This window comes from Rhizobium sp. LjRoot98 (genome assembly GCF_964252935.1).
Classification (GTDB): domain Bacteria; phylum Pseudomonadota; class Alphaproteobacteria; order Rhizobiales; family Rhizobiaceae; genus Pararhizobium.
In genome coordinates this window covers 89,351-112,992 of the sequence record NZ_CAXUPW020000012.1, presented here as the reverse complement: position 1 = coordinate 112,992, position 23,642 = coordinate 89,351, and the positions used below count along the sequence as shown (strand labels likewise).

27 protein-coding genes are annotated in these 23,642 nt (G+C 59.4%); 7 read left to right on the top strand and 20 right to left on the bottom strand.

Going from position 1 to position 23,642, the window contains the following annotated elements:
- Positions 1-26: 26 nt before the first annotated feature.
- The 5 genes from ACSQ3J_RS26765 to ACSQ3J_RS26745 form a co-directional block, all read right to left on the bottom strand.
- Entirely contained in the window at positions 27-941 is a 915-nt protein-coding gene (locus ACSQ3J_RS26765; RefSeq protein WP_436040695.1) for an SMP-30/gluconolactonase/LRE family protein, read from the bottom strand.
- 25 nt (positions 942-966) lie between these two features.
- Positions 967-1,908: an ABC transporter permease gene (locus tag ACSQ3J_RS26760; RefSeq protein ID WP_436040694.1), complete on the bottom strand. Its 942-nt coding sequence runs from the start codon at positions 1,906-1,908 to the stop codon at positions 967-969.
- Positions 1,905-2,846, bottom strand: a complete 942-nt coding sequence (locus ACSQ3J_RS26755) for an ABC transporter permease (protein WP_436040702.1) — start codon at positions 2,844-2,846, stop codon at positions 1,905-1,907. Before ACSQ3J_RS26755 ends, ACSQ3J_RS26760 begins: the two co-directional genes overlap by 4 nt.
- Complete coding sequence (locus ACSQ3J_RS26750) at positions 2,846-4,306, bottom strand: ATP-binding cassette domain-containing protein (protein ID WP_436040693.1); 1,461 nt, start codon at positions 4,304-4,306, stop codon at positions 2,846-2,848. Before ACSQ3J_RS26750 ends, ACSQ3J_RS26755 begins: the two co-directional genes overlap by 1 nt.
- Before the next feature lie 102 nt (positions 4,307-4,408).
- Entirely contained in the window at positions 4,409-5,428 is a 1,020-nt protein-coding gene (locus ACSQ3J_RS26745) for an ABC transporter substrate-binding protein (RefSeq protein ID WP_436040692.1), read from the bottom strand.
- 273 nt (positions 5,429-5,701) lie between these two features.
- Between ACSQ3J_RS26745 and ACSQ3J_RS26740 the strand changes: the two genes are divergently transcribed.
- Together ACSQ3J_RS26740 and ACSQ3J_RS26735 are read left to right on the top strand one after the other, a co-directional pair.
- Entirely contained in the window at positions 5,702-6,946 is a 1,245-nt protein-coding gene (locus tag ACSQ3J_RS26740; RefSeq protein ID WP_436040691.1) for a GAF domain-containing sensor histidine kinase, read from the top strand.
- A 5-nt stretch (positions 6,947-6,951) separates the two neighbouring features.
- Positions 6,952-7,680, top strand: a complete 729-nt coding sequence (locus ACSQ3J_RS26735; protein ID WP_436040690.1) for a response regulator — start codon at positions 6,952-6,954, stop codon at positions 7,678-7,680.
- Positions 7,681-7,757: 77 nt separating this feature from the next.
- Here ACSQ3J_RS26735 and ACSQ3J_RS26730 read toward each other — a convergent pair whose 3' ends face one another.
- From ACSQ3J_RS26730 to ACSQ3J_RS26710, 5 genes are read right to left on the bottom strand one after another with little or no spacing between them, the layout of a single operon-like run.
- Entirely contained in the window at positions 7,758-8,345 is a 588-nt protein-coding gene (locus ACSQ3J_RS26730; RefSeq protein WP_060504404.1) for a DJ-1/PfpI family protein, read from the bottom strand.
- Between the two features lie 60 nt (positions 8,346-8,405).
- Positions 8,406-9,371, bottom strand: a complete 966-nt coding sequence (locus tag ACSQ3J_RS26725) for a substrate-binding domain-containing protein (RefSeq protein WP_436040689.1) — start codon at positions 9,369-9,371, stop codon at positions 8,406-8,408.
- A 29-nt stretch (positions 9,372-9,400) separates the two neighbouring features.
- Positions 9,401-10,396, bottom strand: a complete 996-nt coding sequence (locus tag ACSQ3J_RS26720) for an ABC transporter permease (RefSeq protein ID WP_060504402.1) — start codon at positions 10,394-10,396, stop codon at positions 9,401-9,403.
- Complete coding sequence (locus ACSQ3J_RS26715) at positions 10,362-11,954, bottom strand: sugar ABC transporter ATP-binding protein (RefSeq protein ID WP_060504401.1); 1,593 nt, start codon at positions 11,952-11,954, stop codon at positions 10,362-10,364. The genes ACSQ3J_RS26720 and ACSQ3J_RS26715 overlap by 35 nt, the downstream gene beginning before the upstream one ends.
- Positions 11,951-12,637, bottom strand: a complete 687-nt coding sequence (locus ACSQ3J_RS26710; protein WP_156397613.1) for a GntR family transcriptional regulator — start codon at positions 12,635-12,637, stop codon at positions 11,951-11,953. The genes ACSQ3J_RS26715 and ACSQ3J_RS26710 overlap by 4 nt, the downstream gene beginning before the upstream one ends.
- A 100-nt stretch (positions 12,638-12,737) precedes the next feature.
- Here ACSQ3J_RS26710 and ACSQ3J_RS26705 point away from each other — a divergent pair, with 100 nt between their 5' ends.
- The 4 genes from ACSQ3J_RS26705 to ACSQ3J_RS26690 are packed head-to-tail and all read left to right on the top strand — an operon-like array spanning position 12,738 to position 17,295.
- On the top strand, positions 12,738-13,742 hold the full coding sequence (locus ACSQ3J_RS26705) for an Ldh family oxidoreductase (RefSeq protein ID WP_436040688.1): 1,005 nt from the start codon (positions 12,738-12,740) through the stop codon (positions 13,740-13,742).
- 20 nt (positions 13,743-13,762) lie between these two features.
- Positions 13,763-14,962, top strand: a complete 1,200-nt coding sequence (locus ACSQ3J_RS26700) for an iron-containing alcohol dehydrogenase (RefSeq protein WP_060504398.1) — start codon at positions 13,763-13,765, stop codon at positions 14,960-14,962.
- Positions 14,963-14,976: 14 nt separating this feature from the next.
- Positions 14,977-16,440 carry an NAD-dependent succinate-semialdehyde dehydrogenase gene (locus tag ACSQ3J_RS26695; protein WP_436040687.1) on the top strand — a complete coding sequence of 488 codons (1,464 nt, stop codon included), beginning with the start codon at positions 14,977-14,979 and terminating at the stop codon, positions 16,438-16,440.
- Positions 16,441-16,455: 15 nt separating this feature from the next.
- Positions 16,456-17,295 carry an alpha/beta hydrolase gene (locus ACSQ3J_RS26690; protein ID WP_060504396.1) on the top strand — a complete coding sequence of 280 codons (840 nt, stop codon included), beginning with the start codon at positions 16,456-16,458 and terminating at the stop codon, positions 17,293-17,295.
- Between the two features lie 120 nt (positions 17,296-17,415).
- Here ACSQ3J_RS26690 and ACSQ3J_RS26685 read toward each other — a convergent pair whose 3' ends face one another.
- A complete protein-coding gene (locus ACSQ3J_RS26685; RefSeq protein WP_436040686.1) occupies positions 17,416-17,907 on the bottom strand; it encodes a GMC oxidoreductase in 492 nt (163 codons plus the stop codon).
- Between the two features lie 76 nt (positions 17,908-17,983).
- Here ACSQ3J_RS26685 and ACSQ3J_RS26680 point away from each other — a divergent pair, with 76 nt between their 5' ends.
- Positions 17,984-18,175: a hypothetical protein gene (locus ACSQ3J_RS26680; RefSeq protein WP_436040685.1), complete on the top strand. Its 192-nt coding sequence runs from the start codon at positions 17,984-17,986 to the stop codon at positions 18,173-18,175.
- A 651-nt stretch (positions 18,176-18,826) separates the two neighbouring features.
- Here ACSQ3J_RS26680 and ACSQ3J_RS26675 read toward each other — a convergent pair.
- The 9 genes from ACSQ3J_RS26675 to ACSQ3J_RS26635 all read right to left on the bottom strand — a co-directional run bounded on the left by ACSQ3J_RS26675 (position 18,827) and on the right by ACSQ3J_RS26635 (position 23,629).
- A complete protein-coding gene (locus tag ACSQ3J_RS26675) occupies positions 18,827-19,399 on the bottom strand; it encodes an alpha-ketoglutarate-dependent dioxygenase AlkB (RefSeq protein WP_436040684.1) in 573 nt (190 codons plus the stop codon).
- Positions 19,389-19,916: a metallophosphoesterase family protein gene (locus ACSQ3J_RS26670; protein ID WP_060504394.1), complete on the bottom strand. Its 528-nt coding sequence runs from the start codon at positions 19,914-19,916 to the stop codon at positions 19,389-19,391. Before ACSQ3J_RS26670 ends, ACSQ3J_RS26675 begins: the two co-directional genes overlap by 11 nt.
- A gap of 4 nt (positions 19,917-19,920) precedes the next feature.
- The gene (locus ACSQ3J_RS26665) at positions 19,921-20,511 is read right to left on the bottom strand and encodes an SOS response-associated peptidase family protein (protein ID WP_436040683.1); all 591 of its coding nucleotides are present in this window, start codon (positions 20,509-20,511) and stop codon (positions 19,921-19,923) included.
- 90 nt (positions 20,512-20,601) lie between these two features.
- Complete coding sequence (locus ACSQ3J_RS26660) at positions 20,602-21,699, bottom strand: ATP-dependent DNA ligase (RefSeq protein ID WP_436040682.1); 1,098 nt, start codon at positions 21,697-21,699, stop codon at positions 20,602-20,604.
- The gene (locus ACSQ3J_RS26655; RefSeq protein WP_436040681.1) at positions 21,659-21,823 is read right to left on the bottom strand and encodes a hypothetical protein; all 165 of its coding nucleotides are present in this window, start codon (positions 21,821-21,823) and stop codon (positions 21,659-21,661) included. Before ACSQ3J_RS26655 ends, ACSQ3J_RS26660 begins: the two co-directional genes overlap by 41 nt.
- A gap of 437 nt (positions 21,824-22,260) precedes the next feature.
- Entirely contained in the window at positions 22,261-22,659 is a 399-nt protein-coding gene (locus ACSQ3J_RS26650) for a response regulator (RefSeq protein ID WP_436040680.1), read from the bottom strand.
- Positions 22,656-23,051 (bottom strand): sensor histidine kinase, encoded by a 396-nt coding sequence (locus ACSQ3J_RS26645; protein ID WP_348270814.1) that lies wholly within the window; start codon positions 23,049-23,051, stop codon positions 22,656-22,658. Before ACSQ3J_RS26645 ends, ACSQ3J_RS26650 begins: the two co-directional genes overlap by 4 nt.
- Entirely contained in the window at positions 23,008-23,319 is a 312-nt protein-coding gene (locus ACSQ3J_RS26640; protein WP_348270813.1) for an HWE histidine kinase domain-containing protein, read from the bottom strand. The genes ACSQ3J_RS26645 and ACSQ3J_RS26640 overlap by 44 nt, the downstream gene beginning before the upstream one ends.
- Positions 23,282-23,629 (bottom strand): PAS domain-containing protein, encoded by a 348-nt coding sequence (locus ACSQ3J_RS26635; protein ID WP_348270812.1) that lies wholly within the window; start codon positions 23,627-23,629, stop codon positions 23,282-23,284. Before ACSQ3J_RS26635 ends, ACSQ3J_RS26640 begins: the two co-directional genes overlap by 38 nt.
- Between the last annotated feature and the right edge of the window lie 13 nt (positions 23,630-23,642).

The window sequence follows — 23,642 nt, the reverse complement described above, 5'->3', positions numbered from 1 at the left end:
GCTTCCGCTTTCCCATTGTCCGGATCTCAGCATAACCGCGCCCCCATCGTCGCCGTATAGACCGCATAGAGCGACTTGGTGGCCGTGATGAAAAGCCGGTTTCGCCGCGGACCCCCAAATGTGATGTTGGACACCGTCTGCGGCACCAGGATCTTGCCGAGCAGCGTGCCGTCGGGCGCAAAACAATGCACGCCGTCGCCCGCACTGGACCAGATATTGCCCGCCACATCGACGCGGAAACCGTCCGGCAGCCCCTTGTCGGTCACGCAAAGCGCCTCGCCACCCCTCAAAGTGCCATCCGCCTGAACGTCGAAGCTGCGAATATGCGCGGGCCAATTCGGATCATGGCTGGACCAGGAATCGGCGACATAGAGTTTCGATTCGTCGGGCGAAAAGGCAAGGCCGTTGGGCTGACCGAAATCGTTTGCGACGACGGTCAGTTTGCCGCTTTTGGGATCGAGGCGATAGACATTGCGCGTTGCCTGTTCCTCATCGGCCTTGAAGCCCTCGTAGTTCGACATGATGCCGTAGCTCGGATCGGTAAACCAGATCGTATCGTCCGACTTGACCACGACATCATTGGGCGAATTCAGCCGCTTGCCCTCGTAACTGTCGGCGAGCACGGTGATCGTGCCATCGAGCTCGGTGCGGACGACGCGGCGCGTACCATGCTGGCAGGAGATCAGCCGACCCTGGTTGTCGCGCGTGTTGCCATTGGTGAAATCGGAGCGCGGCCGGAACACCGAGACGTCGCAATCCTGCGAATAGCGCATCATCCGCTCATTGGGGATGTCGCTCCAGAGCAGGCAGTTGAGATCGGCAAACCAGACCGGCCCCTCGGCCCACCGGCAATCGGAATAGAGTTCGTCCAGCCCGGCGCTGCCGACGACCAGATGGCGGAAGCGCGAATCGTAGATTTCGTAAATCGAAGGTGAAGTCATTTTCCCTCCCCGAGACTGGTCGGTTCTAGCGGTCAGTTTTGAACTTGCCACTCGCGACCAGAATGACTGAAATGATGATAAGACCCGTCAGGATGAGCCGGACACCCGCGCCGAAGCCGTAGGTGTTGAGCATCGAGACGACAAGGAACATGAAGAGCGACGCGCCCCAGATACCCGGCACATTGGAATTGCCGCCGGCTACCGCCGAGCCGCCGATGACGACGACGGCGATCGAAGTCAGCAGATATTCCGCCCCCATATTGAGCGCTGCACCGCCGGAGAAGCTTGCAAACAGGAAGCCGCAGATCGCGGCCAGCACGGCGCAGAGCATATAGGTGATGAAGCGCGTGCCATCGACGGGTATCCCGGCCATGCGGGCTGCGAATTGCGACTGGCCAATGGCCGAAATCCAGCGGCCATAGATGCTCTTTTCGAGCAGGAGCCAGGCGACGACGGCGAGCAGGACGGCGACGATGGCGATGTTCGGGATCCCGCCGATATCCGAAGTGGTGAAGCTGGCGAGGCTTTCCGGCGGCTTTACACGAAGACCGCGATTCGACCAGATGGCCGTCGACTGCACGATGAAACTCATCGACAGCGTGGCGATGATCGGCGGGATGCGCAAGAGCTTGATCAGCGTGTAATTGAAGATGCCGACAACCACACCGACCGCGACGGCGATGCCGAGGCCAGCCAGAAGCATGCCATCACCACCATCCATGTATTTCAGCGAGAGCGTACCGGCCAGCGTCATGGTGGCGGGCACCGAGAGATCGACATTGCCCGGTCCGAGCGTGATCACGAACATCTGGCCGATACCGACGACCACCGAGAAGGCAGCAAAGGTGAAGGCGGCCTGGGTCAACCCGCCGGCGCTGGTGCCGCCGGTGAACAGAATGGTGATGACCCATACGATTGCTGTGGCGAGAAAAGCCCAGATCCAGGGATGGCGCGACGCGAAGCTCATGCTCGCTTCTCCCGTTTTTCTGACCGGTTGAGCAGCAGGCGGACGCCGAGCACGATGATCAGGATCGCCCCTTGCGCGCCGATCTGCCAGTCCGGCGAAATCCGTAAGAAAGACAGGAACGAGCCGGCCAGCGCCAGCGTCAGCGCGCCGATGACGGCGCCGACAGGCGATACCCGCCCGCCGACAAACTCGCCCCCGCCGAGGATCACGCCGGCGATGGACAGCAGCGTGTAGCGCAGCGCGATATTGGCGTCCGCCGAAGTCGTGAGGCCGACGAGCAGAATGCCGGAGAGAACAGCGAGGAAACCGGCCGTCGCATAGGCGCCGGCGCGGATCGCCAGCACGGACCACCCGGCGCGTTCCACCGATCGGGCATTGCCGCCGGCGCCGCGCACCAGCACGCCGAAGGTCGAACGCATCACCACAAAGTGGGCGATGACGGCGATGATGATGGAGGCGACGATCGCCATCGGTACGAAAGGCGGCTTCGACGTCATCAGCCAGCGCGCCCATTCCGGCGCCGTGCCGCCAGGTGCCGGCAAGATCAGCACCGCGAGCCCGCCCCAAACGAAGCTCATGCCGAGCGTCACGACGATCGAGGGCAACGCCCTGAGGTAGATCACGACGCCGAGAACGGCATAAACCGCGATCGCGCCCGCCAGGATCAGGATGCCGATGACGGTATCGGATTGCAGAAAAGTGGCGGTGACGCAGGCGGCAAAGCTGACGAAAGTGCCCATGGAGAGATCAAGGTCGTTGACAGCCATGATCATCATCTGGGCGACGGTCGCGAGCGCGATCGGCACGGCGAGATTGAACAGCAGGTTCAGACCCGTATAGCCCATGGCGCGCGGCTGTATGTAGAAGACTGCGCCGAGCAGCACGGCAAGCGACAGCGCCGGCACGATCTGGCGGATGGTCGAGGAACTCAGGCCCATCATGCCGCCTCTCCCTCGAAAGAAGCTTCCAGCACTCTGTCCTCGGTGATCTCGTCGCCCGTAAGCTCGGCCGATATCGCGCCGTCGCGGAAGACATAGACGCGGTCGCAGAGGCGAATTTCATCCATCTCGGTCGAGTACCAGATGAAGGTGCGGCCCGCCGCTGCCTCGGTTTGCAGCATGGCATAGACTTCTTGCTTGGTCCCGACGTCAACGCCACGCATAGGGTCGTCCATCAGCACCATATTGGCGCGAGTGGAGAGCGCCCGGGCAAAGAGCACCTTCTGCTGATTGCCGCCTGACAAGGACAGGATGCCGTTCCTCATGTCGGGCGTGCGGATTTCGATCCGCTTCTTCCAGCCCTCGCCCACCGCCTTTTCCTGATCGCGCTTGACGAAACCGGCGGTGGCGAACGCGCTGAGCGAGGAGATCGAAAGATTGTTGAGAATGCTCCACAGCGGAAACGTACCGTTGAGGCTACGGTCGCCAGCGACGAAAGCCACCTCGTCGCCGCGACCTGGGAACCAGTCGCTGCTGAGCGTGCGGTAGAGCGACAGCAGCATGTCGGTCTGGCCGTGGCCAGCGAGCCCCGCAAGGCCGATCACTTCGCCCTTATAGGCTCTAAACGGCAGGCCCCTGCCCCGGATAGCCGGCAGGTCAACCAGCGGGCTGCTGCTGGACTGGACGGCAGTGGCGTTGCGCGCCTGCTCCTTGACCACGTTCCCCATGGCCTGCACGAGGCTGCCGACGTCGAAATCCGACGCAGGGCGGCTGGCGACAACTCTACCGTCCTTCATGACGACGATGCGGTCGGACGTGGAGAGAATTTCGCCAAGAATATGCGAGATCAGCAGCACCGAACCGCCGCTACCGACGAATTTCCGAACATAGTCCATCAGCTGCCGGGCGAGACCGGCATCGAGCGAGGACGTGGGCTCGTCGAGGATGACGAGGCGCGGTGCCTCATGCACCCTAGCGAAGATGATGGAGATTTCGACCATCTGCCGCTCCGCGATCGAGATATCTCCGACGGCGGCGGTGCAATCGATATGATGGCCGGGGAACATCTCGTCGAGCTTGGCACGGATGATCGACAGCGCCCGGCCGCGCCAGCCAAAGCCCTTCAGTTCTGGATGCATGACACGGGTGTTCTCGACCACCGTCAGGTTCGGGCAGAGCGAGAGTTCCTGGAAAACGCAGCGCACGCCATTAGCCCGTGCAGTGGCAATACCCGTGCCTGCGTCGCGGCCGCCGTAGCGAACCGCGCCGTCATGCGGCGCAAGCCCACCATTGATGACATTGACGATGGTGGATTTGCCGGCGCCGTTGTGGCCGACAAGGCCAACGCACTCGCCGGGCGCGATCGCAAGATCCACGCCGTCCAGCGCCTTGACCGCGCCGAAATGGACCTTGACCCCTTCAGCAGCGACGACGGAGATATTCTGGGCGGCGTCAGTCATGAACCCGGTTACGCTTGAATTTCAGGAAGCTGAAACGATTGCCGGCGATTTGTCCACGCCGGCAATCCGAGCCTGTCGCGCCAAAGGCGGCAATGCGCGTTCCTACTTGGACGCGTCCGCGATCACCTTCTTGGCGTCGTCGAGCGAGTATTCGACATTGGCGACGCCACCTTTCTGGGTGGTCTCGAGGTTCTTTTCGAGATTGTCCTGATCGATGCGCAAGAAAGGCACGACGAGATCCTGCGGCACCTTCTGGCCGTCAAGCACCTGCTGGGCGACCCAGAAGGCGAGCGTCGAGACGCCCGGCGCGATCGAGACCGACATGGTCTCGTAGCCGTTTGCATCCTTCTGCTGCTTCCACCACTGCAATTCGTCCTCGCGGTTGCCCATGATGATGAGCGGGGTCGGACGCTTGGCGGCGGCAAATGCCTGCGCAGCACCATAACCGTCACCGCCCTGTGTGACCACGGCGGCGATTTCGGGCAGGCTTGGGAGGATGCCGGCGACATTCTTCTGGGCCACGTCTTGCGCCCAATCGCCATGGACCGAACCCGCGATCTTGAACTGCGGATACTTCTTCACGCCTTCGTGGATGCCGGCGGAGATTTCATCATCGACGAAAACACCGGCAAGGCCGCGAATTTCGAGGAGGTTGCCGCCATCAGGCATCTTCTTGGCGAGATATTCGACTTCGCTCAGCCCCATTGCCTTGAAATCAACCGCGATACGGTAGGCGCAAGGCTCGGTGACGATGCCGTCGAAGGACACGACAACGATACCGGCATCGCAGGCTTCCTTGACGGCGCCGTTGAGTGCGGTCGGCGAAGCGGCGTTGATGACGATGGCATTATAGCCTTCGAGGATCATGTTCTGGATCTGGGCGGCTTGCTCGGTCGCCTGGTTCTCGGCTGTCGTAAACGGGTCGGCGGCCGCAACCGCGCCGGCCTTTACAGCTTCTTTGGTCACCTTGTCCCAACTGGTAAGCATGGCCTGGCGCCAGGAGTTGCCGGCATAATTGTTGGAAAGCGCAATTTTCTTATCCGACGTATCGGCGGATGCGGACATCGGCATTGCGGCGACGAGCACGGCTGCTGACGCCAGGAGTATCTTCCTGATGTTCATAATCTCTCTCCCTCTGGTCGGCCCTCTTCCCGGCCGCATTTCAATACCGTCTCCTCACGGCACCGAAACTGTTGTTGCACCGAGGTCCTTGTCCTAAGCACACGTCCTCAGTAAGAGCATGATGGCCGATAACGGCATGGCTGCCTAGGCGGGACACGGCATGCAATCTGCGGGTTCGCGCAGAAAATATGCGGGAACCCGCAAGACTGGACGGTGCCCTTACCTCAATATATGAGCAGCATGGGCGATTGGGAAACGGGAGGAGGTCCCGACATGCTCAACCCGATATCATCGGCCCTTCTCGGTCAATACCTGACCATTTCGCGTCTGCTGGCCGGTCAGCTGGATTTCCATTCCGTCATACGCGCCGTGGCGACCGAGGTCAGCCACATCATCCCGCATGATCACATGGATGTCTGTATCATAACGCTCGATGGCAAGTATCACACCGCCCACGAGAGCCCCTTCGAAACGAGTTGGAGTCAAAAACCGCCGGCGCCGATTTCCAACAGCCCAATCCGCAGCCTGCTCTATGGCGAGGTCGAGACGATGCTGACCGACAATGCCTGCGAGGACCCGCGCTTTCACTATGAAGGCTCCTATTCTGCGCCAATCTTCGAGGGCAATCTTCGCGCGCGCCTGCATGTGCCGTTGAAGGTCCAGGGCAAGATCATCGGTGCGCTCTCATGCTCAAGCCATAAAATCGGCATCTACACGTCCGAAGATCTCGAAAAGGCCCGTTCGATCGGAGACCTGCTGGCACCATATTTCTACGCCTTGCGCGCCGCCGAGCAGGCCCGAGCCTCGGCGATTGTCGAGGCCGAGGCGCGCGCTCGTGAAGAAGGGCTAAGACTCGGCGCGCTGCGGCTTACCGAAGCGCTGGAGACCGAACGCCAACGCATCGGTATGGATTTGCACGACCAAACGCTGGCCGACCTTACCAGGTTGTCTCGCAAGCTGGAAAAACTCGCAAACGCGCCGACCGTCTCTTCAGAGGAACTCGATCCGATCATCCGCAGTGTCCAGCACTGCATGCACGATGTCCGCCAGATCATCGAGGAGGCCCGTCCGACGGTGCTGCAACTCTTCGGTTTCGCCCAGGCGGTCGAGAACCATCTGGAGCGCTCGGTCCGCGACAGCGGCTTGGCCGTCGATTGGAACATCTCTGACAAGACCAATGGTGTGATCGACGCATTGCCGCAGAATGTCGCGACCGCGCTGTTCCGCATCGTCCAGGAAGCAATCAACAACTCCATCCGCCATGCCAATGCCAAACGAATCGCCGTCGAATTATGCGCCACGCCGGCCCATCTCCGTATCGCGGTGCGCGATAATGGCACGGGCGTTCCGCCGGGCCAGAAGCGACAGGGCAGCGGCATCGACAATATGCGTACCCGCGCAAGGCTGATCTCCGCCCGCTTCGAGGTTGTGCGTAACAAAGACTGCGGCGGAACCTCGGTTGAGGTCAGCCTGCCGATTTCACAGACGGCTCCCGTCTCGGCCACCCGTTCGGAATGAATGACATGCAGGTCTTGATTGTCGAGGACGACCCTCTTCACCGCTCCTATCTCAACGAAGCCGTACGCTCTGCACTCCCGGAATGCGACCACGTCATCGAGGCCGAGAATGGCAGCGCTGGCGAGAAGCTCGCACGGGAAAACAAGACGGCCCATATCGTCATGGACCTGCAGATGAATGCCCGCAACGGCATCGAGGCTGCCCGCACCATCTGGAAGGAGCGGCCTGACACCCGTATCCTGTTCTGGTCAAACTACGCCGACGAAGCCTATGTGCGCGGCGTTTCACGCATCGTACCCGAAGGTGCCGCTTATGGTTATGTGTTGAAATCGGCCTCCGATGACCGGCTGAAACTGGCGCTGCGCTCGATCTTCATCGAGAGCCAATGTGTCATTGACAGAGAAGTTCGCGGTTTGCAACAACGGAGCCAGGCGCACACTGGCAGATTGACGGAGAGCGAATACGAGGTGCTGCTGGATATTGCCCTTGGTCTGACGGACACTGTAATCGCGCGTCGACGAAACCTCTCCTTGCGGAGCGTACAGAACCGGCTCCAACAACTCTACGCGAAGCTCGAGGTCTACCGACCCTATGGCACAGCTGGAGACGAAGGTACCTTTAATCTGAGAGCGCGAGCCGTGAGCGTGGCGATCCTGCGAAAACTATTGAACGTCTCATCCCTAGAACGGGAAGACCAGGAGCTTCGCAGTTGGCTGAGCCGACATCGCGACTGAAGGCGCGAGTCGGCTTCGGGACATCGTTCCGCCCCGAACAGAGAACTTGAGGGCGGAAGGTTCAGGCTTTCCTGGCGTTAGGCGTGCGTAATCTTCGTGCCTAACACATTGAGGCACTCTCGCATGAAAGCGGCAAGACCCGTCCAGCCCTTGGCCGATACCATATTGCCATCGACATAAGCCTCCGTGGGCTTGACGTCGATATAGATGCCGCCAACGGCTGTGACTTCCGGCTCACAGGCGCCGAGGCCCGCGACCTTGCGTCCCTTGAGTACGCCCGGAACCGCCATCAGGATCTGCACGCCATGGCAGATCGTGAAGATCGGCTTGCCGGTGTCATGGAAGTGGCGGACCATATCTTGAATGCGCTTGTCGGTGCGGATATATTCCGGACCACGACCGCCCGCCGCATAGACCGCATCATACTCTTCGACACGCACTTCCGAGAATGTCTTGTTGATGTCGGCATAGTGGCCGAGTTTTTCCGTGTAGGTCTGATCGCCCTCGAAATCATGCAGCGAAGTCTTGATGCGATCGCCGGCCTTCTTGTCAGGGCAGATGACGTGGACCGTATGTCCAACCGCTTCCATCCCCTGCTGGAATACAAAGATTTCATATTCCTCGGTGAACTCGCCGGTCAGCATGAGGATCTTCTTACCGCTCATAATATATCTCCTGTTGAAATTGAATGGTCGGCGCCCGGATCAAACGGGCGCCGTTGCGCATCAGAATGGTGATGCCGGGAAGTAGAACTGGTCGGCGTTCTCAGGCGTGATCAGCGGTGCACCGAGCAGGAACGAGCCGCGTACCGGTGCCTGTCCGGTGAACTGGGCAGCCGTCATGTACATCGCCGACTTGATCATCGACGGCGGATAGGGCGTCGAGATCGGCGTGCGCTCGTTCTTTTCCTTTACCATCTCGATGACCTGTTTCATGCCATTGCCGCCAAGCGCGTACTTGATATCCTTGCGGCCAGCATTGTCCACCGCTTCGAGAACGCCCAGCAGCATGTCGTCGTCATTGGCCCAGACAGCATCGATCTTGGGATATTTGGCAAGATAATCCTGCATCAGCTTGAAGGCTTCGTCCTGGTTCCAGTTGGCATACTGGATGTCCAAAATCTTTATGTTCGACTTGGCGACGACATCGGAGAAGCCTTTGATGCGCTCATCATCGATAACGGTCGGAATACCGCGAAGCACGACGATCTTGCCCTCGCCCCCTAGCTTGTCCACGAGCCAGTGCGCCGTATTAGCGCCGACGGCGGTGTTGTCGCCGGCGACATAAAGATCCTGAACGCTGGGATCGGTAAGGCCGCGGTCAACCACGGAAATGAACGTGCCGTTCTGCTTGATCTGCTCGACAGGACCGGTCAACTCTTCCGAGGTGAAAGGCAGGATCACGAGCGCGTCCAGTTTGCGGCTGGCGGCCAAGTCTTCGAGCGCTGAAACCTGTGCTGTTGCAGAAGACGCGGTGGACAGAACGACGTCGATGTTCGGAAAGGCGGCCTCCAGCTCCTTTTCCGCCTGCTCGGCGTGATAGACGACGCCCCCAGTCCATCCATGCGTCGCCGCCGGGATGGAAACGGCCATCGTGATTTTGTCTTCGGCCTGTGCGCTGCCAAGTGGCAGGACAAGGGCCAATGCTGCGGTCGATAACAAAATACCAGCTTTCTGGATCATAGACTTCATTTTCTCCTCCTTTGAAGTCAGTGCTGTTTTCAGCGGTTGGCAGTAAAGCGATGTGCCAGCATGGCAATGATGATGATGGCGCCCTGCACGGCGGCAACGAGGTATTCGGAGACCATGTCCGAAAGCACCATGACGTTGGCGATGACCTCGATGATAAGCGCGCCGGCCACGGTGCCGCCAATGCGTCCCCGTCCGCCGCGCAGAAGGGTGCCGCCGATGACGACGGCTGTGATGACCTGCAACTCCCAGAGCTGACCGGTCGTCGGTGTCGCGGCACCAAGGCGCGGCACGTAGCAGATGGCCGCAACGGCAACGCAAATGCCCTGGATCACATAGGCGATCGTTCGCACGGCGGCGACGTTGACACCAGAAAAGCGGGCGACTTCGACATTCGATCCTGCAGAGGTCAGCCGTCGGCCGAACTTGGTCTTGTAGAGCAGGAACGCACCCACCATGACCACGACGAAGGTGATCAGAACCGGATAGGGTATGCCGAAGAGGCTCCCGAAATACACCGGCCGATAGGCCTCACGCAGAGCCCGGTCGATCGGCAGTGAGCCGCCATCCGTCATGAATGTGATGAATGCCCGGAAGATGCCCATCGTGCCAAGCGTGACGATGAATGGCTCGATCTTACCGATCGTGACGATGAGACCGTTGAAGAGACCACATAGGGCTCCGACGACGAGGGCAATCCCGGCCCCCATCGGAATAGCCCAAGGGCCGAATGAGGGAGCCAGGTGATTCATCACCATGATCATGATGCCAGTGACGAAGGCCATCATGGAACCGACCGAAAGATCCAGGCCACCTGACGAAATGACGAAGGTTGCTCCAACCGCGATGATCGCAATGAAGGCACTGCGGGTAATGACGTTGATCAGGTTCGCGGAGGCGACGAAGTTGGAATTCACCAAAGCGCCCATGAGCACGATCAACGCAAGCGCGATGAAGGGTGCAAGGTCCGCCCAGCGGATGCGGCCTCCTTCGTCAGTGGGTATGATTGTTGCGGTAGCTGCGGTCATGTTCGTCCTCCCCGACGTCATCGCGCCCACCGACCGTGGCAGCGTAGACGACATTTTCCTCATTGATTTCAGTGCCGCTCAGTTCGGCAACAATCCTGCCCGCCCGCATCACGAGAATGCGGTCTGCGAGCCCCACCAGCTCCGGCATCTCCGACGAGATGACGATGCAGGCCTTGCCCGCCCGCACCATGGCGTCGATGAAGTCGTAGATCTGACTCTTATTGCCGATATCGATACCGCGCGTCGGCTCGTCGATTATCACGACACAGGGATCGGCCAGCATGACCTTGGCCAACAACAGTTTCTGCTGGTTGCCTCCGGAAAGCTTGCCGGCTTCAAGCCGAAGCGAGCGCACACGGATGTCGTAGTCGGCGACCACTTTCTCAAGGCGCGACCGCTCTTCCCGCTTGTCGAGAACGGCGCCCGGATTGACGGTATCGAGCGCCTGGAGCGTCAGGTTTGGGCCAAGCTTCTCCTCCAGAAGCAGGCCCTTTCCCTTCCGGTCCTCGGTCAGATAGACGAGGCCGGCTTCCATCATCGTGCGCACCGAACGATGCTTAATATCCTTGCCGTTGAGCACGACGCTTTGCGCCTGCGACGGACGAAGGCCCATCAACCCCTCAATCAATTCGGTCCGGCCAGCACCGATCATGCCGCCAATGCCAAGCACCTCGCCCGGCCGGACGCCGAAACTGGTGCTGTCGGTGCCATGATCGACCGTCAGATCCTTGACCGAAAGAATAGGTGCCGCTTCTGCCGGCGGACGCTTATGGGGATAAAGCATCTCCAGTTCACGTCCAACCATAAGCTCGGCCATTTCCCGCTGGCTCAAGCCCGCAGCTGGCCAGGTACCGATCATGCGGCCATCCCGCAGGACGGTGATCCGGTCAGCCAAGGCCTGTACCTCGTCAAGGCGATGGGAGATGTAAAGGACGGCTACGCGATGATCGCGCAGCATCCTGACAATCCCGAGCAGAGCCGCCACTTCATCATTGGCCAGCACTGCGGTCGGCTCATCCAGGATGACAACTTTTCGGTCATCCAGAATCGCACGCGCGATTTGCACGAGCTGGCGCTGGGCCAGCGGCAATGCGCCAACATGATCGCGCGGACGCGCTGTTGAGCCAACTTTCGCCAGCAGTTCGGCTGTCCGCCTGTTCATGGCTCGATCATCGACCATCAGGCCGCGGCCAATTTCACGCCCCAGAAACAGGTTTTCTGCGACGGTTAGATCTGGAGCCAGCAGGATTTCCTGGTGAACCAGCACGATCCCGGCCTCCTCCGCCTCCACCGCGCTCCGGAATTCGATCGGCTTGCCATCCATCAGCAACCGGCCTTCCGTCGGCGCGACGTGGCCGGACAGCAGCTTCATCAGCGTCGACTTGCCTGCGCCGTTTTCACCAATGATGGCGTGAACCTCTCCAGGACGGACATCAAGCGTCACATCCGAGAGAACCGTGATCTGGCCGTAGGTTTTGCTTAGGCAATCGGCCCGGAGCGCTGCGACGGCCGAATTTTCCGACGGCGCCAAGGGTTGAGGAGAAAGGACCGCGTTCATTCGAAAGCCGAAAGCAGCCGGTCGCGTGAGCGCTCGATATGAATGCGCATGGCATCAAAAGCCGCCTGCGGGTCTCCAGATCGAAAAGCAATGAGCAGGTTCTCGTGCTCCTCGAGAGCCTCCTGGGTCACACGTGTATGAAACATCAGTCGGAAGATATGAAGATGCACATGCTGGTTCGAAAGTGTGTTCCGGATCACATCGTTTCCGGCAATCTTGAGGATGGCATCGTGAAAATGCGCATCCGCTCGAGCAAAGCGTGAATACCGGGTATTGCGATCGACAGGCATATCGCCATTGCCCATGTCTGCCGCAGAATTTTCAAGATGCCGCAAAGCCTCGGGTGTCATGTTGATGGCCGCAAGCCTGGCCCCCTCCGGCTCGACCAGAAGGCGGAAATCATAGAGATCCTGGAATTGCTTTTTCGTCCACTGAGGTGCCGCGCTATAGCCTACAAGATGCTCCTTGCGCACAAGACCTTCACGTTCCAGGCGGCTTAGCGCCTCTCGGATCGGCGTTTGCGACACGCCCATTTCTCGTGCCAGAACGTCTATCGGAATGCGTGCGCCGGGCGTGATCTCAAGCGACATGAGGCGGTGATAGATGTTGTCATAGACACCATCGACAACGCTGCTCGGGCGAAGGCTCTGCCCTTTGACCTCCCGTTCAGGCGCTAATGTCACTTTCAATCTCCCACTTGCTTCTTGACATACCGGCTTTTGTTGCAAATAAGATATCGTATGTCAAATACAATATCGTATATGATCCGATATAGGATTTAAGATGAAGATATCATCTCAGCGGCTACGACGATTGGCGGCGACTCTCTTGGAGGCAAGAGGAGCTTCACGTGACAATGCTCATCTTCAGGCTGATCTCCTCATCGAAGCCGAATTGCGAGGCTTGCCATCGCATGGCTTGCAGCGATTGCCGCTTCTTGCTTCAAGATTGGAAAAAGGGATCGCTGACGGGCGCAGCTATGGAACGGTTACATGGTGCAGACGATCGTTTCTCAGCATTGACGGCGAGCGCGGCCTTGGACCGGTCGTCATGATGCGTGCAATGGAAACGCTCCGGCCAATCTTGAGCGAGACAGGGATCGCCATCGCTGCGATCCGCAACGCCAACCACATGGGTATGTTGGCCTATTATGCGGAAGCGGCGGCTAGGACTGGCCTTATCGCCATTGTCATGTCGACCAGTGAGGCGCTTGTTCATCCCTTCGGCGGAACCCGAGCCTTGCTCGGGACCAATCCCATCGCCATCGGCATTCCTTCAGGCGATCACCCCTTTGTGCTGGACCTCGCCACAAGCGTCGTTTCGATGGGAAAAATCAACAACCACGCAATCCGCGGCACACCTATTCCATCAGACTGGGCCGTGGATGCGAATGGTTTTCCGACCACAGACCCGAACGCGGCCAAATTAGGGGCTATCGCGCCATTCGGCGGCGCCAAAGGTTACGGCCTTGGTCTGGCGATCGAACTCCTCGTTGCAGCACTTGCCGGTTCGCATCTCGCTCCCGAGGTGCGCGGGACGCTCGACGATACCCATGCGGCCAACAAGGGTGACCTGCTCATTCTTATAGACACGGCATCGGGACATGGGAACGCCCGTTCGCTTGCAGCCTATCTCGACGATCTGCGTCTATCCCCGGCGTCCGACACCGAAAAACCGGTGGCGATACCGGGCGATGGCGCGCGCAGGCGCCGCATCGCAACGGAGACGGCAGGGATAGAGCTGCCGCAACCACTTTTGGAAAGTCTTTTGGCGCTCGAGGCCGCCTGAATTATCGGAGGATTTTGGAAATGAACCTTTTCGGCACACTGAGGGCGCCGCGCGAACTGCTCTTCGGCTCGGGACAGCGGCATGCTCTCGGGAGTATTGCCGCCCGACTTGGCAAGCGCGCGATGATCGCCACGGATACGCGCCTTTCTACGGATGCCGATTTTCTCGCGCTCGTCCGGCAACTTGAAGATGCCGGGATTGCGGTGATGATCGACAGTTCCACTCTGCCCGACGTTCCGGTCGACTCCGCCGCTAAAAGTGCGGAAGCTGCCCGAAATTTCGCTCCAGACCTCGTTATCGGCATCGGCGGCGGCTCCTGCCTCGATATGGCCAAATGTGTAGCTCTGTTGCTGATGCATGGCGGGCGACCGCAGGATTACTATGGGGAGCATACGGTGCCCGGACCCGTGATGCCTCTCATCGCAATTCCGACCACTGCCGGCACAGGCTCCGAAGTCACGCCCGTCGCCGTGCTTTCCGATGCCGAGCGGAGCCTGAAAGTCGGCATTTCCAGCCCTTACCTCATTCCAACTGTTTCCATCTGCGATCCGGAACTCACTCTCACTTGCCCCCCCGCCCTGACAGCCATTGCAGGTGCGGACGCGCTCACCCATGCGCTGGAGGCCTTCACCGCAATTCGCCGCGAACCGGTGCCAGGCATCGCTCAGCAGCGTGTCTTTGTCGGCAAGAACGAAATCTCCGATCATTTTGCCCTACGCGCCATCTCACTGCTCTGGCAGGGGCTGGAGGCCGCCTGCAAGGACGGCATGGATCGAAATGCACGCGAGAAGGTGATGCTCGGCGCCACCCTCGCAGGACTTGCCTTCGGCGTGGCCGGAACTGCAGCGGCCCATGCCATTCAATATCCCGTTGGCGCACTGACCCATACCGCGCACGGCCTCGGTGTGGCCTGCCTCATGCCCTATGTCATGACATGGAACGTGCCGGCCATCCAGAACGAGCTTGGAGCGATCGCCCAGGCGGCAGGTCTTGACGGGCCGGACGCTGTCGTTCCCGCCCTTATTTCTCTTTTCGCGCAGATAGGTATCCCGCCAACGCTACGTGAACTTGGCCTTGAAGAGAGCCGGATCGGCTGGGTGGCCGAGCAGAGCATCGGCATTGCCCGCCTCGTCCAGAACAATCCGAGGCCCCTCAACCTCGACGACATGCAGACCCTTATCACCGCCGCCTATCATGGCGACCGGTCGCGCCTGATTTAACAAGGATTTTCATCATGACGTTTCATGCCAAGATCAACGGCTATGCCAATCCTGCTCTGCATGCGGAAGGCCTCTATATCGGCGGCAAGTGGAGAAAGGGCGGCGGCATCGCCGTCATGGACCCCTCCACGGGCGAACAACTGGCCGAAGTCGCGGATGCCTCCGTTGAAGATGCGATGCAGGCGGTTGATGCAGCAGAAGCCGCCGCCGCTGAATGGCGCAACACGCCGGCGCGCAAACGCTCGGAAATACTGCGGCGCTGGTTCGAGCTCATGACGCAACATGCCGAAGAGCTTGCCACGCTCATTGCACTCGAAAACGGCAAGGCGCTGCCTGACGCCCGCGGCGAAGTCGCTTACGCCGCCGAATTCTTCCGCTGGTATGCAGAAGAAGCAACGCGCATTCCCGGCGAATACCGCCATACCCCTTCAGGTTCGCATCATATCATCGTCGATCACGAGCCAATCGGCATTGCGGTCCTGATCACGCCCTGGAACTTCCCGGCTGCCATGGCGACGCGAAAGATCGGCCCAGCTCTTGCAGCCGGTTGCACGGTGATCCTGAAGCCGGCTTCGGAAACGCCCCTGACTGCCTATGCCATGGCACGGCTTGGCGAAGAGGCTGGCGTGCCGGCAGGCGTCGTGAATGTACTGACGACAAGCAAGCCCGGCGCGGTGACCAACGCCATGCTGGCGGACCCCCGCGTACGTAAGCTTTCCTTCACCGGTTCCACCGGCGTCGGGCGGACACTTCTTGCTGAAGCGTCAAAGTCCGTGGTCAGCTGCTCGATGGAGCTTGGTGGCAACGCCCCCTTCATCGTCTTCGACGACGCGGACTTGGAGTCCGCTCTTGATGGCGCCATGATCGCAAAGATGCGCAACGCGGGTGAAGCCTGCACTGCCGCCAACCGATTCTACGTCCAGGCCGGCATCCATGATGCCTTCGTCGCCGGCCTCACCGCGCGCATGGCCGCGCTGAAGATCGGCCCCGGCTACGATCCTGCCACACAGTGTGGACCGATGATCACCACCAATGCCGTGGGCAAGATCGACAGACTGGTCACGGACGCTATTGCGGCGGGTGCACGCGCGACCACTGGTGGCAGCCCACTTGCGCAAAACGGCTATTTCTATCCACCGACCGTTCTCGAAAACGTACCTAAAAACGCCGCGATCGCGCGTGAGGAAATTTTTGGTCCCGTCGCGCCGGTCTATAAATTCGTGACAGAAGACGAAGCCGTCCAACTGGCGAATAACACCGAATACGGCCTCGCCGCCTACGTTTACACTCAGGATTTGAAACGGGCGATGAAACTCGGCAAACTGCTCGAGACAGGCATGCTCGGGATCAATAGGGGATTGATGTCGGACCCGGCCGCACCCTTTGGCGGCGTCAAACAGAGTGGCCTTGGTCGCGAAGGCGGCGTTACGGGAATCCTGGAGTTTATGGAGGCAAAGTATTACGCAGTGGATTACTGAGACCGGAGGAACCCAATGACGTCACAAGATCTTTACCGAATTCGCGATTTCGTACCCGATTTCGACGCTATCGCTGCCGAATTCGCAGAACGCAGCCGGCAACTATCAGCCACGTCCCGGCTTATGGCTGACATTCGGTATGGTGTACGCGACAGAGAGGTCCTGGACGTCATCCTGCCCGATAATATCAAGGGCGGTGCTCCACTGCATGTCTTCGTGCATGGCGGCTATTGGCGATCCGGCGAGAAGGAAAATTATCGTCTGGTCGCCACCCCCGTCCTTGCAGCCGGGGGTATCGCCGCTCTCGTCGAATATGACCTGATGCCCGGTCAACGCCTTGATGTCTTGGTGGATCAGGTGCGGCGGTCGGTATTATGGCTTCAGAAACATGCGGCCGAGTTTGGCGCAGACTCTGACAAAATTACCGTCAGCGGCCACTCTGCAGGCGCGCATCTCGCTTCCTTCCTCGCGGCCAGAGCCCCCGGTGAAACGGAACACCCTACCCTACCCGCCCTGCAGGAGATGTTGCTGGTGAGCGGTATATACGATCTTGCCGAAATCCCGGATAGCTTCCTGCGGGAGGAGGCGCATATGACCGCTGCGGAAGCTGCCGCATGGTCGCCTTTGACAGCGGTTCAGCTGCCTTCGCTGCGGCGGACAATCGCGTTTGGTGCGGAAGAAACGTCTCCCTTCCATGAACAAGCATTGGGGCTGAGTACGAAACTGGCCGCGCACAATAGTCCCGTCCAATTGCTACCGATACCGGGTCTCAACCATATGAGTGTCGTTTTAGATTTGGCGGACCCTTTTGGCCATCTCGGAGCCCAGGTTGCGACAATGGTTTCACACTGCTGATTATTATAGCTCTGAAAGGGAACAACCGCGCTTTCTGGCGGTGCTACTTTCCAATGTCTTGAACTTGAGAAAGGCTCTGCGCTGTCAAATAAAACGGCGCGGAGTTCTCCGCTGTTTAAATCAAACCGAGTGAGCGACGGGTTCAAATCGAGAGCTCAGTCCATGGGATTTTCCGATCAGATCGGCTGCCCGCTCACCGATGACCACACAAGGCGCCATCGTATTGCCGGTGGTTATCCGTGGCATGATAGACGGGTCCGCCACACGAAGACCTTCAACGACGTAGACTTTAAGTTCATTGTCGACGACCGACATGTTGTCACGTCCCCTTTTTGGCGGTCGAGGTCTGGCGCCAGTAGGTGACGGCTGAGCGCCTGATAAAATCGATCTTGCCTGATCTATCGCGCGCACCTGGGGCTGTTTCTCGTGCCACCAACGAGGAAAAACCCTCGCTGTTTCCGAACTCACGGCACAACTCGACCGCGGCCAGGGCGGCAGCCATGTCTTCGGGCTCGATGAGGAGTTTGGTTCGATCAGGATAGGGTCGTTTAGGTCTGGACCTGAGAGCCGCAGCCGACCGCGGCTTCTCGGCCGGGCAAGGCCACTGAACATTGTCTACCAATGCTCCGGCGTTTCAAGACCCGTCTCGGGCGGGGACGGAATCGCAAATTCCAATTGGCATTGAAGGATGTCCGGCTGGGACTCCACCGGACCCGCTCTCGGTGCATTCGATCAGGATCATCCGCAGCTCGCCCTGGCCCGTGACCGGAAAGACACCGAGGTCGATGACGACGTCCATGCAGCAGTCCAACCCTTGACCATCGTGCCTGGGATCATCCAGTTGGCCAAGTCCCCGCTTGCGAAACCTGTATCGCCCTGAGGATCGACATATCCATATGCACGCCGCGGCAAATCCCGAAGCTTTTAGGCAGAGGAGATGTAGCGGTCTTAAGCATTCGGCACACGGAGAAGCTGACGGACCTCTTCGCGGCAATGGCCGCATTGCCGCGGCATGCGTACACCAGTCGTTCTACAGGAGGCGACGACGGCATTCGTCGCTGGGTGCTCTTGATAGGATATGAACCTGAAACCCGTGCAGCAGGACCCGCTAAGCCATTGGCTAGTAATAGATTTGTCCTACTTGGACAATCGTGCCAGCCGACGGCGTATCTCTCCTGCTGGCAAACGGCACCTTGGATGACCCGCTAAGCGACTAAGCCCTGCATGCAATCTACAAATTCAACATGCCCGCCATTGCAAACTGATCCAACACCCATAGCACGCCATGGTCGCGTCTTCCGAACCTGTCACGACGGTGGGTTTCGCACTAATAACGCCGGTAGCCTTTCGGTCGGCTTGCGACCTTGCATACTGTCCTCTTGCGTCCTGTCCCACCCGCTGTTTGTCAGAGCCAGGTTGGGACATACGATCCGAGGCAACGGGATGCTCACCCGGCCTGCGCTGACGCCTCGGCTCGCGATTGCCGATAGCCAATAGCCCCTACACGTCTCTGTGAGGCCAGTAACGGCAATCATCCGGTATCTGCCAGCTCCCTGAAGGTGATCGAATATCGCAGCCGGTCGACGGGGGGAATTGAATGCTCCCATACGGTTCTTGCTAGGCCAGACAGAACGTAGATGGATCCGGGCTGCGCCTCGATCGATGCACGCTCCCACTTCTCGCCGTTCCGACGGCGACGGCGAAATGTGCAGGGCGATAGCAGCGAGATGCCAACAACAACGCCAAAGACGGGCTTGTCTCGATGCCAGCCAATTGGCGCGCCGATATCATATTCGCTCACGAGGACCTGCTGAAGACGCTCTGGCGCCAATCCCGCGAAATCACCCGCGATATCACGCAACGGAAACAGAATGTCAGGTATGTCATCTGTCTTCTGGAGCGAGGCGAGAGTAAAATCATACTTCCAGCCGAATGAAACGGTCCGTCGCTTGCCCTCGAAACCATGGAAGTCGAATGCCTTGAACGGCAATGTCGGTATCCACGCGAGCAGTTCGTCTTGCGTCGCCCGCGAGATGGCATCCGGCTCGTAGTGAAAACCCTCCGGCAAACGCTGCGGCAGATTCCCGAAAAGATCATCCTGCATGCGCGGTGTCCTTTGATTGCAATCCCCTTGCCCGCTTTGCCAGCAACTCCGGCAGGGTCGTCGGGCGTAAATTACGTGGGTCAACACCAACGTCGAACTGGCGCGGCACGGGCTTCAATCTGCCATGGGAGTGACCATGCAGGTTGATCGACCCCCTGCCCATCCGGTTCCAGGTGCGGAACGGATAATGACAGAGAATGAGCCGCTGGCCGTCGATCGTCAGTTCAGCGTAGTGCTGAATGCTCGCCCACCCGGTAGCACTTGTGGTGTTGGGCGGATCATTGTTGCCGACAATGAGATGCTTTTGGCCGTGGAGCTGGGAGAGGAGCTGCTCGGCAAAGCCGGCCCGCTTGAACGCAAAATCTCCAAGATGCCAGATTTCGTCTTCCGGCGAAACGCGGCTGTTCCAGTTCGAGATCAGGGCAGCATCATGGTCGGGCATGTTAGAGAATGGACGCCGATCGATGCGCAGCACGCGCGGGTCGCCGAAATGGGTATCGCCTGTGAAATAAATCATAGCCTCAATCGCTGCCCGACCTGACTTGTTCGACTTGGAGGCTGCCGGGAGAGAGCGGCGCAAATATGTCGCTTTCTTTCCCGGAAAGGTAAATCCAATCAGCCCACCGGTTAGGCGCCAGGACGACGATCTGACGGTCGTGAATTGGCGCAACATCAGGACCCGGTGACGTCGTTAGCATGGTGAACGTGGGCGGTTGATTGCCCTTTCCCTCGCGCCAAAGGCCGGCAATCGCCATCATCGGACTGTCGGCAAGCGTGAAGCGATGTTTTGCCTTCGGATACTTTTTCCCGGTGAACTCAAAGAACGCGCTGGCAAGAACAAGGCAGCGCTGACTGCCGGAAAAGTCTCGCCCCTCCGAGCGAAAGTTGAAGACAGGCCCGCCACGGCCCTTCGGCGGAAAACCGAACGTCATTTGCGTGAGCTCGACCGCATTACTAATCGCCCGCAAAACCGTGCCTTGGTCTCCAATTCGAATGTCATCTGCCTGAGGCAGGTCTGCCGCGCTCTGATGTTCAGGTATGTCAAGGCCGACCTCCTGCATCATCTTGCAGTACTCGGCATAGCGGATGTGTTGCTCATAGTCGTTGCACATTGCTACATGCTCTGATGGTGAAGAGTTGGAAGCTCTTGCCTATTACAGCCTCCGAAGAAAGATGGAGTGAAGGAATAAAGCGCGCTGATCCTATCTTTCGATCTGTTGGTAATCGCATTGCAGCGGCTTCTTGTCCGGACGCCATCGGAGAAGCTTTGTGCCATGCCTGAAGCGGCGCCCGGTTACGTGATCGAAGCGAACTTCGACAACAAGTTCAGGCGCAAGAGGCTCCCATTCTGACGAGCGCTTCGTGTTCCATCGGCTTGGACCACCGGGAGCTTTGCCAGTGAACCCGGATCCTCCACGGAGCGCCTCTAACTTCTTCGTCAGCGCAGGCTTTTCCGCGTTGGTGATTGTCGATGTGAAACCGACATGGTCAAGTTCGCCCTTCTCATTGTAAAGGCCGAGCAGCAAGGAGCCGACAAGTTCGCTGTCGCTCTCGTATCGGAAGCCCCCCACCACGCAGTCGGCCGTTCGGAGCCGCTTCACCTTGGTCATTGCCCGCTCGCCAGGCAGGTATAGTCCGTCTAGCCGCTTGCAAACGATACCATCGGTATCACCTCCCGAACCCGACAGCCAAAAATTGGCTTTAGCTAGATCGCGTGTGAATGGAGATAGTATCAGCCGGTCGGCACCCGCTACTTCCTGCGCAAACTTCTCAAGTGCTGCGCGACGCTCGAGCAGGGGCTGATCGAGGATCGGCATCCCTAATGGGTTTAACAACATATCAAACGCGACGAGCCGCGCGGGAGTTTCGAGCGAGAGCTTCTTGATGCGACTTTCAGCCGGATGTAGTCTTGCCTGCAGAGCGTCGAACGACAATTTTCCACTGAGCTCGATGACCAGCTCGCCATCGATCACGAAACGCTCGACCGGGAGCCGAGACAGATACTGGACCACCTCCGGGAAGTACCGGGAAAGGGCCTTTCCCGATTTTGCCCGCAGATCGACATTGCTGCCGTGTTTGAACGCCAGGCAACGAAAACCATCCCATTTCGGCTCGTATTGCCAACCGCTGCCCGCCGGCAAGCTGTCTGCGGACCGTGCTTCCATCGGTTCGACCTCAAGCGAGAGGCCGAAATTGAAAACCTCGGGAGCGGCCTTGCTCACTTCGCTGCCCTTTTGCCGGACGCCGCGCTCCAAGGGATTACTCCGGCGACGGTTCGGCTGCTTCAGAGCCCGCGTCATTCTCGCTAGTCGGCTCTTTGTTGCTATGCGAACGAACCTGCTCTTGCCGCTTCAAATCCCTCTCGACGGTTTCCCTGCTGCCTTCCGCCGGATCCTGCTCTGGGTGCTTGTCGTCGATCATCATCGCGGTTCTCCTTCGCCAAGCAAACCTCATCCGGAACCGAAAGTTCCAGTAAGCTCGTCGGGCAGCGAAGACCTATCCACCATCGTGACGCTGGCGAATTGAATCACCGATGTCACAGGGATAGGCCCGATGCGGAACTATCGGTACAGAGGCCGTTGCAAAGCGACGGCGCCCTCTTCTTCCACCGGCTTAACGATGGCTGTCTCGAGTGTCCCGACCGATCCGAGCTGAAGGATACCGATCTCGCCATCGGGGACGCGAAGGCAGGTGTGCGCGCTCATGTAGCAAGGCAGCGTCGAAGGAAACCAGGCGCGTCGGCCGCCGACCATCGAATATCGGACGCGGACGGAAGTCTTTCACAAGGTGACATTTCGCGAAGGCGGCTCTGTTTCTTCCTCGGTAGCCGGCTGCGCTGAATAGGCCGCTGCCTCAACTCTCTACGGGGCCATGTCGGTGATTTCGCCAACCGCCTGTGCGAGCTGTCGCATGTCCGTTGGCTTGCCGAGATTTCGGGCCCCCGCTAAGGCCGCGTTCTGGGCAAGTGCTGCCGGATCAGCGGCACTCGCGAGCACAAAAGGCACCCCGAGGGTCTTCAGCTGCAGGGCAACCGGGGTGACCCGCTCGCCGCCGAGGTCGACATCGAGCACCGCCGCATCGGGTGTTGTGTCATTGATGAGGCCTAGAGCATGGTCGACAGAGCTTGCCGGGCCGAGCACTTCGAAACCTGCGTTCGTTAAAGCCGATTTGACTTCCAGCGCTATGAAAAACTCGTCCTCAACAACGAGAACGGTGCGGGGGCCTGCATGGGTGTCGGCGGTCTGGTTCATGAAACTCATACCGGGATCCTGATCGTTGCGGCCAAACCTTCCGGAGCATAGGAAAGTTCCACGCGCCCGCCAAGATGAGCCGCCGTGCCCTCGATCATCTCGGTCCCGTAGCCTTTGCGCTGGGGCGGCTGAACAGATGGGCCGTTGTGTTCATGCCATCGGCAGTTCACGTAGGTCCGGCCCGCCAGTCCCTCTTCCAAGGCCCAGGTGACCCGAACGGTACCGTCGTTCTTCGATAGCGCGCCGTACTTCACTGCATTGGTCGCAAGCTCGTGGAAAATCATGCTGGCGCCCAGGATCTTCGATGGTCCGAGATGAACTATCGGACCATTGCAGCTGATCCGATCGCTCCACGTCTCACCGGCCGCCTGCTGCAACAGGTCCTTGAGGTCGGCGCTCATTACGAGCGGCAATCTCCTGGGCGCGCAGCGTGACTTCGAGACGACCAAGAAACGCGTCTCGGTACTCAGCCGCGGTGCGACCTTCGGCCTGCGTCTGCAAAGCGAGCGCCCGGACAACTGCGAAGAGGTTCTTCATCCGGTGGCGCGTTTCGCCGAGAACGAAGTCCATCTCAGCATCGTGCCGCTGGCGCTCGGTGACGTCGTCGAACAGCGCCAGGATATGGGTGCTGTTATCGTCCGGGTGGACAAGGCGTCGGGCGTCGACCAAAGGTACGATGTCCAATTCCGGGAAAATCGTGTTTTACCTCGAAGCCGATGACAGCTGCCGCCCGTGGAATAACACCGGCAATCAGCTCACGGAGTTCGGGGACATCCCATTGGCCATTGCCAATATCAAATAGGCACTCACCGAGAAGATCGTCACGTTCCACCTGGAAGGTCTTGATGAAGGCGTTATTGGCGGTGGTGACGCACAAACGCTGGTCGAGGACGACGATCGGCTGCGTCATAGTGTCGACGACGCCCTGGGCTTGAACGTGACCGCTCCTTAGCAGGCGATAAAGGTCCTCTAACATCATCGTTCGCTTCCCC

Excerpts from the sequence above, each read along its gene's own strand:
- ACSQ3J_RS26635 (WP_348270812.1), bottom strand. The coding sequence starts at position 23,629 with ATGATGTTAGAGGACCTTTATCGCCTGCTAAGGAGCGGTCACGTTCAA.
- ACSQ3J_RS26670 (WP_060504394.1), bottom strand. The coding sequence starts at position 19,916 with ATGATTTATTTCACAGGCGATACCCATTTCGGCGACCCGCGCGTGCTG.
- ACSQ3J_RS26650 (WP_436040680.1), bottom strand. The coding sequence starts at position 22,659 with ATGAGTTTCATGAACCAGACCGCCGACACCCATGCAGGCCCCCGCACC.
- ACSQ3J_RS26680 (WP_436040685.1), top strand. The coding sequence starts at position 17,984 with ATGTCCGGCTGGGACTCCACCGGACCCGCTCTCGGTGCATTCGATCAG.
- ACSQ3J_RS26765 (WP_436040695.1), bottom strand. The coding sequence starts at position 941 with ATGACTTCACCTTCGATTTACGAAATCTACGATTCGCGCTTCCGCCAT.
- ACSQ3J_RS26685 (WP_436040686.1), bottom strand. The coding sequence starts at position 17,907 with ATGTTCAGTGGCCTTGCCCGGCCGAGAAGCCGCGGTCGGCTGCGGCTC.
- ACSQ3J_RS26730 (WP_060504404.1), bottom strand. The coding sequence starts at position 8,345 with ATGAGCGGTAAGAAGATCCTCATGCTGACCGGCGAGTTCACCGAGGAA.
- ACSQ3J_RS26750 (WP_436040693.1), bottom strand. The coding sequence starts at position 4,306 with ATGACTGACGCCGCCCAGAATATCTCCGTCGTCGCTGCTGAAGGGGTC.
- ACSQ3J_RS26735 (WP_436040690.1), top strand. The coding sequence starts at position 6,952 with ATGCAGGTCTTGATTGTCGAGGACGACCCTCTTCACCGCTCCTATCTC.
- ACSQ3J_RS26705 (WP_436040688.1), top strand. The coding sequence starts at position 12,738 with ATGAAGATATCATCTCAGCGGCTACGACGATTGGCGGCGACTCTCTTG.
- ACSQ3J_RS26655 (WP_436040681.1), bottom strand. The coding sequence starts at position 21,823 with ATGATGATCGACGACAAGCACCCAGAGCAGGATCCGGCGGAAGGCAGC.
- ACSQ3J_RS26760 (WP_436040694.1), bottom strand. The coding sequence starts at position 1,908 with ATGAGCTTCGCGTCGCGCCATCCCTGGATCTGGGCTTTTCTCGCCACA.
- ACSQ3J_RS26695 (WP_436040687.1), top strand. The coding sequence starts at position 14,977 with ATGACGTTTCATGCCAAGATCAACGGCTATGCCAATCCTGCTCTGCAT.
- ACSQ3J_RS26675 (WP_436040684.1), bottom strand. The coding sequence starts at position 19,399 with ATGCAGGATGATCTTTTCGGGAATCTGCCGCAGCGTTTGCCGGAGGGT.
- ACSQ3J_RS26665 (WP_436040683.1), bottom strand. The coding sequence starts at position 20,511 with ATGTGCAACGACTATGAGCAACACATCCGCTATGCCGAGTACTGCAAG.
- ACSQ3J_RS26715 (WP_060504401.1), bottom strand. The coding sequence starts at position 11,954 with ATGAACGCGGTCCTTTCTCCTCAACCCTTGGCGCCGTCGGAAAATTCG.
- ACSQ3J_RS26740 (WP_436040691.1), top strand. The coding sequence starts at position 5,702 with ATGCTCAACCCGATATCATCGGCCCTTCTCGGTCAATACCTGACCATT.
- ACSQ3J_RS26755 (WP_436040702.1), bottom strand. The coding sequence starts at position 2,846 with ATGGGCCTGAGTTCCTCGACCATCCGCCAGATCGTGCCGGCGCTGTCG.
- ACSQ3J_RS26745 (WP_436040692.1), bottom strand. The coding sequence starts at position 5,428 with ATGAACATCAGGAAGATACTCCTGGCGTCAGCAGCCGTGCTCGTCGCC.
- ACSQ3J_RS26720 (WP_060504402.1), bottom strand. The coding sequence starts at position 10,396 with ATGACCGCAGCTACCGCAACAATCATACCCACTGACGAAGGAGGCCGC.
- ACSQ3J_RS26700 (WP_060504398.1), top strand. The coding sequence starts at position 13,763 with ATGAACCTTTTCGGCACACTGAGGGCGCCGCGCGAACTGCTCTTCGGC.
- ACSQ3J_RS26660 (WP_436040682.1), bottom strand. The coding sequence starts at position 21,699 with ATGACGCGGGCTCTGAAGCAGCCGAACCGTCGCCGGAGTAATCCCTTG.
- ACSQ3J_RS26690 (WP_060504396.1), top strand. The coding sequence starts at position 16,456 with ATGACGTCACAAGATCTTTACCGAATTCGCGATTTCGTACCCGATTTC.
- ACSQ3J_RS26645 (WP_348270814.1), bottom strand. The coding sequence starts at position 23,051 with ATGAGCGCCGACCTCAAGGACCTGTTGCAGCAGGCGGCCGGTGAGACG.
- ACSQ3J_RS26725 (WP_436040689.1), bottom strand. The coding sequence starts at position 9,371 with ATGAAGTCTATGATCCAGAAAGCTGGTATTTTGTTATCGACCGCAGCA.